At 53.1% G+C, this 15,260-nt stretch carries 12 protein-coding genes and 2 pseudogenes; 8 read left to right on the top strand and 6 right to left on the bottom strand.

The annotated features are described in order from the left end of the window. On the top strand, positions 1 to 1,008 hold the full coding sequence (locus AC3WJW_RS13880; protein ID WP_008060997.1) for a zinc-binding alcohol dehydrogenase family protein: 1,008 nt from the start codon (positions 1 to 3) through the stop codon (positions 1,006 to 1,008). An 82-nt stretch (positions 1,009 to 1,090) separates the two neighbouring features. After that, positions 1,091 to 1,399, top strand: a complete 309-nt coding sequence (locus AC3WJW_RS13875; RefSeq protein WP_008155402.1) for a putative quinol monooxygenase — start codon at positions 1,091 to 1,093, stop codon at positions 1,397 to 1,399. A gap of 54 nt (positions 1,400 to 1,453) precedes the next feature. Here AC3WJW_RS13875 and AC3WJW_RS13870 read toward each other — a convergent pair whose 3' ends face one another. Beyond that, positions 1,454 to 2,437, bottom strand: coding sequence for an LLM class oxidoreductase (locus AC3WJW_RS13870; RefSeq protein WP_008060999.1), 984 nt, complete (start codon positions 2,435 to 2,437; stop codon positions 1,454 to 1,456). Positions 2,438 to 3,189: 752 nt separating this feature from the next. On the opposite strand from AC3WJW_RS13870, the gene AC3WJW_RS13865 reads away from it, so the two are divergent. Continuing rightward, positions 3,190 to 4,497 (top strand): OprD family porin, encoded by a 1,308-nt coding sequence (locus AC3WJW_RS13865; RefSeq protein ID WP_008061000.1) that lies wholly within the window; start codon positions 3,190 to 3,192, stop codon positions 4,495 to 4,497. Between the two features lie 319 nt (positions 4,498 to 4,816). Then, on the top strand, positions 4,817 to 5,632 hold the full coding sequence (locus AC3WJW_RS13860; RefSeq protein WP_493726379.1) for a CmcJ/NvfI family oxidoreductase: 816 nt from the start codon (positions 4,817 to 4,819) through the stop codon (positions 5,630 to 5,632). Between the two features lie 229 nt (positions 5,633 to 5,861). Here the strand turns inward: AC3WJW_RS13860 and AC3WJW_RS13855 are convergent, their stop codons facing one another. The 3 genes from AC3WJW_RS13855 to AC3WJW_RS13845 form a co-directional block, all read right to left on the bottom strand. Further along, entirely contained in the window at positions 5,862 to 6,962 is a 1,101-nt protein-coding gene (locus tag AC3WJW_RS13855) for a low temperature requirement protein A (RefSeq protein ID WP_493726378.1), read from the bottom strand. A gap of 519 nt (positions 6,963 to 7,481) precedes the next feature. Beyond that, the gene (locus AC3WJW_RS13850; protein ID WP_493726377.1) at positions 7,482 to 8,009 is read right to left on the bottom strand and encodes a DsbA family protein; all 528 of its coding nucleotides are present in this window, start codon (positions 8,007 to 8,009) and stop codon (positions 7,482 to 7,484) included. Between the two features lie 11 nt (positions 8,010 to 8,020). Continuing rightward, positions 8,021 to 8,563 (bottom strand): redoxin domain-containing protein, encoded by a 543-nt coding sequence (locus AC3WJW_RS13845; protein ID WP_095966124.1) that lies wholly within the window; start codon positions 8,561 to 8,563, stop codon positions 8,021 to 8,023. 729 nt (positions 8,564 to 9,292) lie between these two features. On the opposite strand from AC3WJW_RS13845, the gene AC3WJW_RS13840 reads away from it, so the two are divergent. The 3 genes from AC3WJW_RS13840 to AC3WJW_RS13830 all read left to right on the top strand — a co-directional run bounded on the left by AC3WJW_RS13840 (position 9,293) and on the right by AC3WJW_RS13830 (position 12,890). Continuing rightward, complete coding sequence (locus AC3WJW_RS13840) at positions 9,293 to 12,058, top strand: ATP-dependent Clp protease ATP-binding subunit (RefSeq protein WP_443200782.1); 2,766 nt, start codon at positions 9,293 to 9,295, stop codon at positions 12,056 to 12,058. 192 nt (positions 12,059 to 12,250) lie between these two features. Continuing rightward, entirely contained in the window at positions 12,251 to 12,661 is a 411-nt protein-coding gene (locus AC3WJW_RS13835; protein WP_493726512.1) for a phosphate-starvation-inducible PsiE family protein, read from the top strand. Between the two features lie 55 nt (positions 12,662 to 12,716). Continuing rightward, entirely contained in the window at positions 12,717 to 12,890 is a 174-nt protein-coding gene (locus AC3WJW_RS13830; RefSeq protein ID WP_141249758.1) for an MFS transporter, read from the top strand. A gap of 331 nt (positions 12,891 to 13,221) precedes the next feature. Here the strand turns inward: AC3WJW_RS13830 and AC3WJW_RS13825 are convergent. Together AC3WJW_RS13825 and AC3WJW_RS13820 are read right to left on the bottom strand one after the other, a co-directional pair. Then, positions 13,222 to 13,639: pseudogene (locus tag AC3WJW_RS13825) on the bottom strand (inositol monophosphatase family protein); the annotation flags it as partial. An 823-nt stretch (positions 13,640 to 14,462) separates the two neighbouring features. Then, positions 14,463 to 14,900 (bottom strand): annotated as a pseudogene (locus AC3WJW_RS13820) (sensor histidine kinase); the annotation flags it as partial. Here AC3WJW_RS13820 and AC3WJW_RS13815 point away from each other — a divergent pair. Beyond that, positions 14,877 to 15,248 (top strand): Wadjet anti-phage system protein JetD domain-containing protein, encoded by a 372-nt coding sequence (locus tag AC3WJW_RS13815; protein WP_493726376.1) that lies wholly within the window; start codon positions 14,877 to 14,879, stop codon positions 15,246 to 15,248. The pseudogene AC3WJW_RS13820 and the gene AC3WJW_RS13815 sit on opposite strands and share 24 nt — an antisense overlap. The last annotated feature ends 12 nt before the right edge of the window (positions 15,249 to 15,260 follow it).

Genomic DNA, 15,260 nt, shown 5'->3' with positions numbered 1-15,260 from the left:
ATGAAAGCCATCACCTTTACCGAACACGCTTTGCCCATCGACAATCCACACGCATTGATCGACATCAGCCTCCCGGTGCCCACGCCTGGTCCACGGGATCTGCTGGTCGAAGTTCGCGCGGTGTCAGTGAATCCGGTCGATACCAAGGTGCGCGCCGGAACTTTCACAAAAGAACCGAAAATCCTCGGCTGGGATGCCACAGGCATTGTCCGCGAGATCGGCTCTGAAGTGACGTTGTTTCAGCCGGGCGATGAAGTGTTCTATGCCGGCTCGATTGCCCGCACCGGCAGCTACAGCGAATTCCATCTGGTCGATGAGCGGATCGTCGGGCACAAGCCTCGGTCATTGAGTGCCGCCGATGCGGCAGCGTTGCCGTTGACCTCGATCACTGCCTGGGAATTGTTGTTTGACCGGCTCGGTGTCGTCGAGGCTTCGGGGGAGGGCAAGTACCTGTTGATCACCGGAGCGGCTGGGGGCGTCGGTTCGATGCTGGTGCAACTGGCACGACAGCTGACCCGCCTTACCGTCATCGGAACTGCCTCACGCCAGGAAACCGCTGATTGGGTGCGGCAGTTGGGCGCGCATCACGTGATTGATCATAGCCAGCCACTGCTCGCACAGTTGCAAGCGCTCGGCGTGCCGGAGATCGACTATGTCGCCAGCCTGACTCACACCGAACAGCACTTTGCACAACTGATCGACGTTCTCAAGCCGCAAGGGCGTCTGGGTGTGATTGACGATCCCGACAGCCTCGACGTGATGCCGCTCAAGCGCAAGTCGCTGTCGTTGCATTGGGAGCTGATGTTCACCCGCTCGCTGTACGAAACCCCGGACATGATCAACCAGCATCACCTGCTCAATCGGGTCAGCGCTCTGATTGACCAAGGTGTTCTGCAAACCACTGTGGGCGAGCACTTCGGTGCAATCAATGCGGCAAACATGCGTCGTGCCCATGCGCTAGTCGAGAGCGGCAAGGCCCGGGGCAAGATCGTTCTCGAAGGTTTCTGATTTCACTTAAGGCGGGTCGCTTGCGGGCCCGCTGAACCGCCTGCGGCATCACTTGCCATTTTTTAATGTTGGAGCGTTGACGATGAATTCGTCCAGTAACGTGTTGGTATCGATTGCCGTGCTAAAGGCCAAGGCAGGCAAAGAGCTGGCATTGAAACAAGAACTGCTGGCGTTGGTAGAGCCGACCCGAGCAGAGCCGGGCAATCTCGATTATGTGTTGTTCAAGCTGCGCGACGAGCAGGACACGTTCTACATGCGCGAGGCTTTCAGGGATCAGACGGCGCTGGATGCGCATTTTTCGATGCCTTACTTTCAGCGCTTTGCCGCCACGGCAGATGACCTGCTCGAAGAGCCGTTGCAACTGATATTCCTTGAGCAGGTATCGGCCTGATGATTCAACCAGTTGAACCGCACCACCTCGGCCGGCGTGGAGGCGGCCGGCGGATCAATTCGCTTCAGGACGCGGCTGTACTCCGAATTGCGGAACGATGTGAGTGCCCAGCTCCTCAATGACTTGCGCAGCAGGGCGCTTTCCGTATTTGAGATTCAGGATAACGTGGTCCACTCCGATTTCCTCAAGCGACTCCAGCAAAAACCGGAGATGGTAGTGTCCAAGTTTGAACCCCAAATGAATGCGAGTGGGCGGCGTGGACGGGTTCTCATCGAGGTCGATGTAAAGCGACTGAGTGAAGGGCTTATAGACTGAACCACATTGCTTCATGACCTCCAGCCGCCAATCTTCCACGATCAGTCGCTGCATTTTCGGTTGGCGTGGATAGTTGATCCATCCGGTGCTTTCGCGCGCGATCCAATCCAGTGACTGGCGACTATTCCCGGTCACGAGCATTGGAATAACTTGGGTCGTGGGTTTCGGAATGAGGTCTGCGCCCTGCATCTCACCATCGCTCCAGCGAATGGGCTCGAAGCTGGTGCTGTGGGCTTTGCGAATCACCTCGTAATGCTCCCGAAAGATTTCTGCGCGCCTTTCGGGATCAACGCCAAAAGCCGAAAACTCCACAGGGCGATCGCCGGAAGCTACACCCAGAATCAAGCGACCTGCGCTCAACTGATCGACGCTGGCTGATGCCTTGGCCGTGTGCAGAGGATGGTGTAACGGGATGGCAATGGATGCGGTGCCAAGCGCTATCTCCGACGTATGAGCGGCCATATAGCCCAGGTATACCCAGGGGTCGAAGACTTGGCCGACATCACCGAAATTAGGGTCCCGAAGAGGCACATCGCGAAACCAGAGCGCGCAGAAGCCCAGCGCCTCTGCTCGTTTGGCCAATGCGACCTGGTTGAGCATACTCGGAGTGTCCCCATCGAAGGCCTCCAAAGGAAAGAACAATCCCAGGCTCAAATGACCCGGAGTGAAGGTTCGGCTGAACCCTCGATGCTCCTGATAAGGAGTCGTGCTCGGCCGATACATACTCATCTTCCTCAATGGGGAGAACGTGAACAGCGCCCCTGTTTCCAGAGGTGCTGCGGCATCGGTCGCTTGGGAACGACAGGTGGGGTAGTGGGTGCAATCTTTGCCCGTTGCGCCGTACATGCTGATCGGGTCGACCGGGTGAGGGACAGTTGCTGGCAAAACGCGCGGGCAGGCCCGGATTGGCGATGAACGGACGGTCAAAATAAATTAGATCGTTCCGGCCCGATACATCGCCTGAGCAAAAGCATGGGGACCATCCAACAAGCGTAGGCGGCATTGCGGGGAACCGCCATGTTCGTCGTCCGTCTCGGTACCTGTTGCAGATGATTACACCGCAGTCTGGGCCTTGGACGTCGTGATCGCCGCGCCGCGGGTTGCTAGAGAGGACAGTCGTCAGGTCAGCCCGCTGAGCCTTTGGATACTCGACCGACAATTGTGTCCGGCCCCAGTCCTGAAATTCAGACGATAAGATAAATTTTCAGACCGCAACGCAGAACTCCATTTCCCCAGGCAAGGCACTCCCTGCGCCTTTCTCACACAATCCGCTCTAACGCTATCGCGCTGCATAACAGAAACAGGTGCGATGAGCGACTTTGGAACTTGCATTAACAATATTAACTTGATGCAGGAGGGGCGAGGCATCGTCGATTTCTCGTTTTCAGCAGGATATTAAGAATAATAAAAAACGCGCACCTGAAAATCTTGCGTTGCTTCTATTACTTTAAAATAACAAATGGAGCGCTATATAAATGAGTGGAAAAACAATAACTGCAAGTTCGGTGTTTCTTAGTATTACCCTGAGTGCCCAGGTGCATGCGGACTTCCTGAGTGACAGCAAAGCCACCTTGGGAATGAGAAACTTCTACTTCAATAACGACAACCGCGATGGCGTTGCCGCACCTTCCAAAACCGAAGAATGGGCGCAGGGTTTCATGCTGGACTTCAAATCGGGCTATACCGATGGAATTGTTGGCTTTGGTGTCGATGGCCTGGGGTTGCTGGGAGTTACCTTGGACAGTGGCAAAGGACGGCATGTCGGTAGCAGCATGATGCCTTCTGACGGTGACAACCGTGCCGTCGAAGAGTGGAGCCGGCTGGGGCTGACCGTAAAAGGCAAAATGTCGAAAACTGAACTTCGCTACGGCACTTTGATTCCGAAACTCCCAATTCTGGTCGCCAACGATGGGCGCGTACTTCCACAAACCTTCGAGGGCGGTCAAATCACCTCGAGCGAGTTCAAAGGGCTGACCTTGACTGGAGGTCGTATCGAACATGCAACAGGACGTGGTTCGAGCGATCAGACGGGGTTGGCCGTTGCCGGTGGTACGCGGGAAAGCAATCAGTTTGACTTCGCCGGGGGCGATTGGAACATCACCAAGGCTCTGACAGCTCAGTACTACTACGCCAGCCTCGACAACTACTATACGCAGCATTTTATGGGATTAATTCACACCCTTGCCCTCTCGGACAATCAGTCCCTAAAAACCGACCTGCGCTATTTCAAAACTGACTCGTCAGGGGCAAATAGCTCCGGTACGTCAGGCTACAGAATGAGTGGCTACACCAAAGACGGTAGTGGAGAGATCGACAACCGCACCTGGAGTGCCGCGTTGATTTATACACTGGGTGGCCACGCGATTACTGCGGGGTACCAAAGTGTGTCGGATGGCAGCAACTTCACTCAACTCAGCCAGGGTAGCCTGGTAGACAAGGGCGCCGGTGGAGCAAGCCTGTACTTGTATACAGACCGCCTTATCCAAACTTTCACCCGCGCAGGGGAGCGCACAGCTTTCGGTCAGTATGCTTACGACTTCGCCGCTCTGGGTGTCCCTGGCCTGAAAGGCTCTGTCATGTACCTCTCCGGTGATAATATTAAAACTACGTCAGGCAACAACCAAAAGGAATGGGAAAGAGACATTAGTCTGGACTACGTCCTTCAATCCGGAGCGCTCAAAGGCGTAGGGTTCGGCTGGCGTAACGGCAAGTCCAACAGCGAAGCATCTCGTAACGTAGATCAGAATCGTGTTTTTGTGAGTTATAGCATTCCGCTTTTCTAGATAGTGGTGCGGGAAGTTTGATTCAACCAACGTCCGAACCCGTCATGGCAGACAAACGAATGTAAAGGGCGGGCCGGGATATCGGATGCTCATGATCGGCGCAGACCCGGAGTGCGACGCGCCAGTCATGGTCAAGCTGTTCGTCGATGCCGAGGTAACAGTGGGCCTTTTTTACCAGTCGGGAGCCATGCACCTCGGGCTAAATTTGATAGTGTCCATTCGAAGGCATACGATTGAGCGGGAAGGTGCCTACGTAAAAGTTACAGCTCCGCCACGGTGACACCACGCCTGAAGCGGTCAGCAGACTGGGAGGTGTTACTTGAAGCACACAACTGATACGCCCGCTAGCGTCATCACGACACTTACCTACCTGGTCAAGCACGATGCGAAGCCCTATGTGCATACCGAGGCTCTGACCGGTAACAGTGAACCGCAATATTTTGCTGAGCAGGAGGAGCGCGAGGTCACGATACACAACGGTCGTCCGTTGGCAGACAGCCTGTCTCTGGACAAGCAGGGGTTTGAACTCCATCGGCGGGATACGGTGGTCGAGGATCTCTACGACGATACCTCAGTGGAAAGCATCTACTATGACGAGGTCAAGGCCTTGATCAAGGAGTTGACGGGCGCGAGCCGGGTCGTCATCTTCGACCACACAAGGCGCAGCGACGCCGAGCGGCGGGATATTCGCGGTCCAGCCAGCCGTGTGCATAATGACTACACCGACCGCTCGGGGCCTGAGCGTATTCGCGACGTGCTGGGTCAGGATCAAGCCGCCGCACTGGTGTCGGTGGCCCAGATTAACCTCTGGCGCCCGATGAGCGGGCCCGTCAAGCGCTCACCGCTGGCCGTGCTGGACGCCTCGACACTCAACTCCAATGACCTGCTGGCCACCGACTTGGTCTATCCGGATCGTATCGGTGAGATCTACCACCTGGCCTACAATCCGCAACAGCGCTGGTACTATTTTCCGGACATGCGCCGTGACGAAGTCTTGCTGATCAAGGGGTATGACTCACGTCACGACGGCCGTGCCCGCTTCACGCCCCATACCGCCTTCAAAGACCCCAATACGCCGCCGGGAGCCCCGCCGCGCGAGAGTATCGAAGTTCGCACCCTGGCCTTCTTTGATTAGGTTTTTGCCGCTTGGCGCGGGCCTCCCGCCGCGCGGTGTTTCCCCCCGTGCTTTACCAGGCGACCACCCGCTTCTCGTTGGTAGGGATGTATAGCGACTGGGCGAAGGGTTTGAACAGCTAACCACATTCAGCACGATCCGCAGTGCGTCAGTCCTCGACAATCAGCTGCTGAGTCTTTGGTGCGCGCGGATAGCTGATCCACCCGTGATATGGCCCAACTTTAAAGATTCAACGATACCTGAAGTTTAATACAACATAACAGATCATGGTTACTGTCAGGCCGACCAATATGTACTCGACGCGGGGTAGGAATATAACCAAACCACCTAGAGAAAACACGATCAAGGTGTTTTGTAGTATGTATTTCCTTATTTTAGGTACCGCTATGAAGTAGCCATATTGCTTGCCTAAGAAAAATAAGGCCATGCCGATGATTGACGTAATCTGGAAATCGCGCATCGCAATGTCATTCAGGATCGCATGCCTGATCAAATTTGCGAGAAGTGCTAGCCCCATAAATAGAAAAAGGTGCGAGTAGATTAATGAGTGTCCACTCATACTACTTTCATTTTTGCTCAGTAGGTAAAAGCTATCAAAATAGATCCACCAGATACTGCAAATCATGATAAATCCGGTGATTGCCGCCATCACATTATAACGATCCCATTGAATGTCAGATAACCCTCCAGAAAGGCTAATTACCGACTCGCCCAATAAGATAAGGGTGAGTAAACCTAGTCGTTCAACCAAGTGTTCTGTATGTGCGGGTAATGGCTTTAGCTTACCCCAAGAAAATAAAGGGAGCAGAATGTCGAGAAAAATCCCAATGTAAGCGACAAGGTAACGCATAGGTGGGTCAAAAAGAATGGATGAAAGACTAATCACTGCGCTAACTAACAGGGCGAAGCCAAGCCTGGAGGAGAATTCGCTACGGTGATCAAATTTATTTATGGACGAAATATACATAATGCTGATGATGGCACGTATACCAAAATAGCAGGCAATAACAAGCGCATAGTTTACTTCCAATTCTTCCCCAATCCGTGCAGACAGCACAATGAGCAGCAACATTAAAAATAATGTTGCCAAGCGGTGAAGGCTACTGTCTGTATCAAACCTATTTGAGTAAATCGTGTGGCTGGACCAGATCCACCATAATGGAACAAAAAGCAGTAAAAATGTCCATAATTGCTCCTGTTCAAAGTGGCCGTGATGAAGATGTCCGAGAGTATGAGTAACCTTGCCAATTGCTACAACAAAAATCAGGTCAAAAAACAACTCTAACCATGTGGCGTGTCGATTTTTTTCATAATACTTCAAAGATTTCATTCGCTGCTGGCTCCGTGTGCACCTCTTTAATGTAGAAGGAAACTAACGGATAAGCGAACGGGTGGACGGGTATAGGCGTCAACCTTGGGGGCGGTCGCAAAAACTGAGTGCAACACCTTACCTAGTCCACCACCACGTCTATTAGTACGGTCAATACAGAATCGAGCGTGCCATCGGGCCGATAGCAACATTGCGCACGGGCGGACCTTAGCGGGCAACTGGGCTGCTGTTCCGCCAACCATTCATTCAGCGCCTCGACCAGGACACGCGCCTCGACTATGGAATCTTCCGAGCTGTCAAAAATTAACATCGCCATTTTTTATGTCCTCGGTTCGCTGGGCTGATATTTTCGTGCCGCTGCTTTATGAGCGATGCTTATCGTTGGCAGCACCGTGGATTCTTCAATCTCCCGTATTGAAATATTGTCGAATGCACACCTGGTGCGCTGCGCAATGGGGCACGTTCGCCCTCGGCTACGGTGTGGGTAATGCCAAGCGATTTCACTATCTAGCGATTTAGTCAACTCACTAACGAAAGCTCAATCATCCGACTCATCTCGGTGAACTCTGGAGCCCCGTCATAGCGAAGCCCGTCAATGTAAAACGCTGGGGTGCCATTCACGCCGCTCCGTACGCCGCCATTAAAATCGGATTTTATTTTGGGTATGTAAGTGCCGTCCTGCATAGCAACATAGAGTTCTTCGCTGGAGAGGCCGTGTTTTAGAACGATGGCCCCAAACAGCGGCAGGCCCAATCGATCTTGATTTTCATACAATTCGTCGTGAGCCTCCCAGAAGAATCCTCGACTCCCGGCATACTCAGCGGTGACGGCTGCACCCATCGCATGCGGGTGAGCGGTGGTCAGTGGAAAGTTACGGAACACAAACTGCAGATCATCGCGAAAATGCTGCTGTAGCTTTTTGACGACCCAATACGCTAAACCGCAGTAGGGACATTCATAGTCGCCAAATTCCACCAAGGTGACTTTGGCATGCCCACTTCCTTGGCGATGGTCGTTGGCACTTACCGGGACTTTGAGAGTGGCCATGTGATCACCTGCTAATTTTTGGTTGGCGCGCTTTGGGGCGAACTCGCCAGAGCATCCAGCGCATCCAGAATGCCGTCCGCCCCAGGGTTGATTGCCATCGGTGAGATGTAGCTCCAGGCGATCACTCCCTCCTTGTCAATCACGAACAGCGCCCGCTTACAAACTCCCAGGTGGGAGTCGTACGCTCCATACTGTCGAGCCACAGCCCCTTTGGGCTCAAAATCGGCGAGCAGGCTGAAGTGAAAATTCCGATCTTTGGAAAAGGCCTGATGACACCAAGCGCTGTCAACCGAGATACCCAGTAGCGTCGCACCGTATTCTCTGAATGTGGGTAGCAACTGGTTGTATAAGGTCAGTTGGTCGCCACAAACAGAAGTCCAGTCTGCGGGATAAAACGCCAGTATCACGGGATTTCCCTTTAGCTCGCGTAGCGACAACTGCTGATCAGGGGTCGCGTACAGCGAGAAGCCGGGCGCGACAGTGCCGGCTGACAGCGGCCCCTGAACCAGGTCGTCATTCGTTTCTTTTGCAACATCCAATTCTGAAGTGTTCATTGCTTGAGCCCTGATAGATAGGTGGGTGGGATCTACTCAGGGGGGATACGACTTTCCCGGCGGGATAACTCCATCCACCATCAAGGGATTTATAAAGGCAACGATGCCTCGATCTCAGCCTGAGCCTGAGTGTTTTCGGCAGCGAAACGTTCACGATCCGCGTCAAGAAGCACGACGACGTTCGCCGTGCTTTCGCGGTATTTGGATTGAGGGCCATGTGGGTAGCGCAACGGCAGGATTCGCTCTGGCTCACCAATGACTATAGTCGCTGTTGTCGCTTGCCGTAGTCGCTGAACGCATTTTCGGTTTCCACAGCAAGGCCTCGCGCTAATTCTGTTGCCCATCCGCCTTCACCGTAATCGCCCGATCCTCTCATTGCTGATCGATTCGCCCCCGCGAATCCCGACATCAAAGCGTTGCTCGATCACTGGTGATTCCCTAGCCTCAATTGCTGATGAGTTGGTGGTTTACGACTGGCGGTATTTTTGAGCACGAATTTATCAGACGTCGTTCGTCGGTATCCTGGGTCGCCCATAGCGTGTTTTGATGAGATCCGACTATCTTGATTGGATGGCATCGTCTGTCGTGACTGCCATTCCCCGCAACATAATCGTCTTCCTGATCAAGCTCAGCGTAATGCGGATCTCATGTCCCAGCTTCTTGTGCATCGTTTACAGGGAAGTAGATCCATCTGAATGAGTTCGTGTTATCCACCTTTGGAGACAACTCATCATGGCTACTCTCTGTGAAATATGTAATGCGAGACCAGCGGTCGCGCGAGTGACCGTATCGCAAAATGGCCAAGCCAGGACAATGTCGATTTGCGACCACGATTACCGTCAACTCTTACGCCATCAAAGCATGTTGAATCCATTCGATTCTCTGCTGGGCGGGGGAGTGTCTCGCTTTTTCGACAGCATGGGCGGAGCAAAGGATCAGGGGGGCGATGACCTCAGGCTCTCTGCGCAAGTGCCTCGTGAATCTGTCGATGCAACCGATGCATTCAGTTCCCAGACGCTGGAAATCCTGCAACGCGCGGGTGAGAAAGCCCATGAGCTCAACCGTAGCGAGCTCGATACCGAGCACTTGTTGTATGTGCTGGCGGATACCGATGTGGGTACGGCGTTGCTCAAGGAGCTGAAGCTTTCTGCGGACGAGATCAAAGGCTACATCGATCAACATGCTCAGAAAGGCACGGCGCAGGACCAGTCACCGGTGGACCGGATGAGCATTTCGCCCCGGTTGAAGAAAGTGTTCAATTCTGCGTTCCAGGCGTCTCGTGATTTAGGACATTCGTACGTTGGCCCGGAGCATCTGTTGATCGGGCTTGCCTCTGTACCAGACAGTATTGCCGGGACATTGCTTAAAAAATACGGCGTAACGCCTGAAGCCTTGCGGCAGAAGGTGGTCAAGGTAGTGGGTAAGGGCGCTGAGGATGGGCGAGTCGATACCCCGACGGGAACACCGACACTCGACAAGTTCGGTCGCGACCTGACGTCACTGGCTCGTGAGGGCAAACTCGATCCCGTACTGGGGCGCGCGCAGGAAATCGAAAATACCATTGAGGTGCTGGCGCGGCGCAGAAAGAACAATCCAGTTCTTATCGGCGAACCTGGCGTCGGTAAAACCGCCATCGTCGAAGGGCTTGCACAACGAATAGTGAAGGGCGATGTCCCTGAGATCTTGCGTGGCAGACGGCTTGTTGAAGTCAATCTGAACTCAATGGTTGCAGGCTCCAAATATCGTGGTGAATTTGAGGAGCGAGCCAAGCAATTGCTTGATGAAGTCGCCGCAAAAAGCTCGGAGCTTATTCTGTTCATCGATGAGTTACATACGATCGTCGGTGCGGGGCAGGGTGGTGAGGAGGGCGGCCTGGACATTGCCAACGTGCTGAAACCCGCATTGGCGCGCGGGGAGCTCAGTTTGATCGGTGCGACGACACTCAATGAGTATCAAAAGCACATCGAAAAAGACGCAGCGCTTGAACGACGTTTTCAGCCTGTGCTGATAGCCGAGCCCACCGTCGAACAGACCATCATTATCCTGCGTGGGCTGCGCGACAAACTTGAGGCTCACCATCAGGTCACATTCGCCGATGAAGCATTTGTGGCGGCAGCAGAGCTGTCGGATCGTTACATCACCTCGCGCTATCTGCCGGATAAGGCCATTGACCTCATCGATCAGGCAGCGGCCCGCGTTCGAATCAGTTCCTCCTCGAGGCCGGCTGGCATTCAGGAGCTGGAAGCCGAAATCACCCAACTCAAACGTGAACAGGACTATGCATCCTCCCGTAAACGTTTTGATGAATCCAAAGGCTTCGAAGAGCGCATTGGTCAAAAACAAGCGCAACTGGGAGAGGAAACAGAAGCCTGGGAGCGCAAGACAGGTTCCGAAACCCTTGAGGTGACCCTCGAGTCGATTGCCGAGGTGCTGTCCCGTCTCACCGGTATTCCTGTGACCGAGCTTACGCAGGAGGAGCGTCAAAAGCTGATGAATATGGAAGACACGCTGCGTGATCGGCTGGTCGGGCAGGAAGATGCTGTTCGCGCGGTCAGCGATGCCGTTCGTTTGTCTCGAGCCGGCCTTGGCCAGGCCAACAGACCGATTGCCACGTTTCTCTTTCTTGGCCCTACGGGCGTCGGCAAAACCGAACTTGCCAAAGCGTTGGCAGAAACGGTGTTCGGTGACGAGCAATCGATCATTCGTATTGATATGTCGGAGTACATGGAGCGTCATGCGGTTGCCCGGTTGATCGGTGCGCCACCCGGTTACGTGGGATACGACGAAGGCGGGCAGTTGACAGAGCGTGTCCGCCGCAAGCCCTACAGTGTGATTCTGCTCGACGAGATCGAGAAGGCGCATCCCGACGTGAACAACGTATTGCTGCAGGTATTCGACGATGGGCGTCTCACGGACGGCAAGGGACGTGTCGTGGATTTCAGCAATACGATCATCATTGCCACCAGCAACCTGGGCTCTCCCGTGATCATGGAGAATCTTGAGCGCCCAGAAGATGAACGCCTTACGGATAAAGCGTTACGTGATGAATTGATGGGAGTCCTGAAAGGGCATTTTCGTCCCGAATTCCTGAACCGTATTGATGACATCATCGTGTTCCATGCCCTTACCCGTGACAACATCCGATCGATTGTGAGTATTCAGCTTGATCGGGTCATTCGAACCGCATCTGCACAGAACATCACAGTGAAAATTGCTGACTCACTCATTGATCATCTGGCGGATGTTGGTTATCAGCCTGAGTTTGGCGCGCGTGAGTTGAAACGTCAGATTCGCCAGGCCGTCGAAACGCGGCTTGCGAAGGAAATGCTCGCTGACAAGCTGCAAGCCGGCGACAGCGTTGAGTTGGGTTACGACAAGGAGCGTAGCGAAGTGGTCTTCAATAAGGTGGAGGTGGATGCGCCAAAGACCGCCGAAAAGGGTAGTCCTCCAGACCAGCCAGATGATCTGGCACCTGTTGCGGAGACTGGGACTTAGCCTCAACACACTCACGTAACCTGGGAGCGGGCCTGTTGATCACGACGTGCAATGATCTACTGGATCCTCAAATGCCTGGATGAGCCCGGCAGACTGAAGACGCAAGTGTGGAGGATTATCGTGCCAAAGCCTGATTCTGAAGGGCGTGAGTGCAACTCGACGCTGAAAAATTTCAGACTTCAGTGGGCGCTGATGAATGCGTACGAACGTTTCGAACAATTGGTTGTTCTTGCGCTCAGTCTCATCATCGCGTCTGTGATCATGATGGCGCTACTGCAGCTCTGTCGCAGGGTTGTGCCGTTGGTGATCGGTGGTGCGATTGACCCTCTAGATCACGATGTTTTCCAGGCCCTCTTTGGTTCAATCTTCACCGTGCTGATAGCCCTGGAGTTTAAGCATTCGATTGTACGCCCGGCCCTACGACGCAACAGCATCGTTCAGGTTCGCACAGTGCTGTTGATCGCCTTGCTGGCGCTCAGCCGGAAGTTCGTTATTCTCGATTCTGCCGCTACTCCTGCGCTCACCATTGCCGCACTAGGATTTGCCACCCTGGTGCTCGGCATCGTCTGCTGGCTCTTACGAGAGCGTGATCAGGATGAATAGCTACAAGGGTTACGCAATGCCGACAATTTTTTAGCGAGAGCACCCCGGTATAGCCGTGCCGTACGCATTATCAGTGACACTGTGTGGCGGAACCGCACCGTATCTTATGGCCGCGATGGCCGGATGGGGCTATGGGCACTTGTTCTGGATCTACCTGACGGTGATCAGCGCCATCAGTGCCGTGGTCTATTTGCGCATGCCAGAAACCAAGGACCTGCCACTGCGCTAATTGTTTAGAGTTACACCGATACAACCAAACGCCTGATGCACCGCATCGGGCGTTTGGTATTTCAGTAATGAATAAGAAGGGCGAGGGCGGTTTTCGCTGTTGCACAATGCTTCAATGCGATTAAAATCTATCCAAACTTAGCTCAACTAAATAGACGTTTAGTTGAGTTATGGTCATGATCTTAACTAAACTCTACAAACAGACCGCATTTAGCTGACCATCGCCCCCAAGAACCACACTCAAAGTTCTTGCCAACAATTTGATAGCTCTGACCAATTTCGATGAAATAACTTCATACAGGCGATTGGTGCCCCTCCAAAGCTCCAACCTCTAAATCTCTTTGGCTAAGATCTACGTCCACCGGCTGGCCATTACGCAATAGGTAAGGCATACCCTCAGCCCAAGCGAGGCAGTCCTTACCACGGTCTTCTGTTATCGGCGCGTAAACCACACCTAGAACTGGGATCGAATGTCGTAGTAGGCCGACAGAAATTGATGAGCCTTTGACGCCTTTTAAAAAATCGCTTGTGCCGTCGTTTGGATCGATTACCCAGCACCACGGGTGCCCGGTTAATACATGCCCCGTTTCCTCCCCCCCAAAAATCACATTTGAGCAATTGCAGTAGGGGATCGCGCAGACGCTCCTCAATCTCGATATCCACATCTGCCTTATTGCCCTGACCACGTACTCCAGAAGGCCTTTGCCATTCGGCGATTAGTAGTTCACCAGCAAGTGAAACCTCGGCTATCCGCTGAACTTTTTTTTCTACTAAGGTCTAGTGCTACGTAAAAATCTGCGCCTTCCTAGCCTTGGTGAAAGTCCAGGATTTACGTAGGCCGCCGCGTGGATGGGTGACCGCTGAAACTGCCGTGCTAGAGCCGTTATGCGACCTGTAGTCCACTATAATTTTTAAATGTCGACTGGCGACTCTGTCTAATTTTTAAATGTTGGCGCTCAATTGTCTGCCGTTGGATCGAAGACAGTTGATTTAGACGCGTCCAGTGGTAAACAACAAATGAAATCGATGGAAGCTCTGAATCAGTGGGCGCTAAGCTACCGCCGGGAAAATTAACGAACCCTGAATATGGTGTAGCCCATCTTGTTGATTTGCTGAGGATTATAGTTTTTAAATGCGTTTTTATAATTTTTAGATGATCCTCACAGATGTGGTCGAGGGATGTGGCTGGGGGTTGAAATGTACCTGGGAGAGGCTCTGTGTGGAATACCTGTGAGTACGCATAATGTATATTATGTTAAATCATAGGTTATGTCAGAGATGTTCATATGTCAGGATCCTCACTGTTCATTAAAAATGAGAGCGATTTCATCTGAATTGAGAACAGGATGCGTTGGTGGAACGGGCCGGTTCGAGCAAGCCTACGATCTACCGGTGGTGGAAAAACAAGAGCGCTTTGCTCAGGGATGTTTATGAACGTACCGCCCTGACCTTCGTGACACAGCCGGACACTGGAGATTTGAATAAAGACTTGATCGTTCACCTGCGCTCCCTTTGGAGTTGGTGGCGGACCTCAAGTGCGGGCGAAACATTGCGTAGCCTGATTGCCGAGATACTGCTCCTGCTCTTCGCTTGTGATACCTATCCCGGTATCCTCGACAGCAATGAGTACGTGCAACCGATCATCATCTACTGGCTTTCCACGGACAAATACTCTCACTTGCCCAGTGTCAGTAAACTTGATTGCGTTACCGATAACATTGGATAGAACCTGTTTAAAGCGCATCGGGTCAACGAATACGTCACAATTAACGTTGGAATCGATGTCTAGCAACAGCGACAAACTCTTTTGCCTTGCCAATCCATCAAAGACGCGAGCGACCGACTCCACCAGCTCTCGCAAATTGGCCCGCTTTGGAGTCAGGCTTACATGTCCGGATTCTATACACACCACATCCAGAATATCACCGATAAGCTCCAGCAACCCTCGGGCGGAATCGTAAGCAACCTCAATGGCCGCGCGGTCGAAATGCCCCTGATCAGCTCGGCGGATCACCCTAAACTGCTGATCTACACCGCTGGTATGCCCTCCCCTGCATGGCGAGTCATGTACCAAAAAATCTTGTCAGGTATTGCTCCGGGTACCCCCATCTTTCACTGGGGAGATGTCGACGAAGGCGGGTTTCGGATTGCCGCGACGTTGGCCAAGGTTTCGACCGCGACTGGTCATACCATAAGGCCCTACTTGATGAGTCCCAGTGATGTCCCCTTGGATCGAAGGCAGCCCGCTAACTCGAAGACCCTGAACCGAATGAAACATTTTGCCGATTCGGCTGGATGGGAGGCTTTGGGAACTACCTTGCTCAAAGCAGGTTTTACGGTTGAACAAGAAGCGCTGTAACCGAGAGAGATC

Source organism: Pseudomonas sp. GW821-FHT07G06 (assembly GCF_058986625.1).
The sequence above is the reverse complement of the archived record's forward strand: the minus strand, read 5'-3'. Positions and strand labels throughout refer to the sequence as shown.

Coding starts and splice junctions, on each gene's coding strand:
- AC3WJW_RS13880 (WP_008060997.1), top strand. CDS start 1: ATGAAAGCCATCACCTTTACCGAACACGCTTTGCCCATCGACAATCCA.
- AC3WJW_RS13875 (WP_008155402.1), top strand. CDS start 1,091: ATGAATTCGTCCAGTAACGTGTTGGTATCGATTGCCGTGCTAAAGGCC.
- AC3WJW_RS13870 (WP_008060999.1), bottom strand. CDS start 2,437: ATGTATCGGCCGAGCACGACTCCTTATCAGGAGCATCGAGGGTTCAGC.
- AC3WJW_RS13865 (WP_008061000.1), top strand. CDS start 3,190: ATGAGTGGAAAAACAATAACTGCAAGTTCGGTGTTTCTTAGTATTACC.
- AC3WJW_RS13855 (WP_493726378.1), bottom strand. CDS start 6,962: ATGAAATCTTTGAAGTATTATGAAAAAAATCGACACGCCACATGGTTA.
- AC3WJW_RS13850 (WP_493726377.1), bottom strand. CDS start 8,009: ATGGCCACTCTCAAAGTCCCGGTAAGTGCCAACGACCATCGCCAAGGA.
- AC3WJW_RS13845 (WP_095966124.1), bottom strand. CDS start 8,563: ATGAACACTTCAGAATTGGATGTTGCAAAAGAAACGAATGACGACCTG.
- AC3WJW_RS13835 (WP_493726512.1), top strand. CDS start 12,251: ATGAATGCGTACGAACGTTTCGAACAATTGGTTGTTCTTGCGCTCAGT.
- AC3WJW_RS13815 (WP_493726376.1), top strand. CDS start 14,877: ATGCCCCTGATCAGCTCGGCGGATCACCCTAAACTGCTGATCTACACC.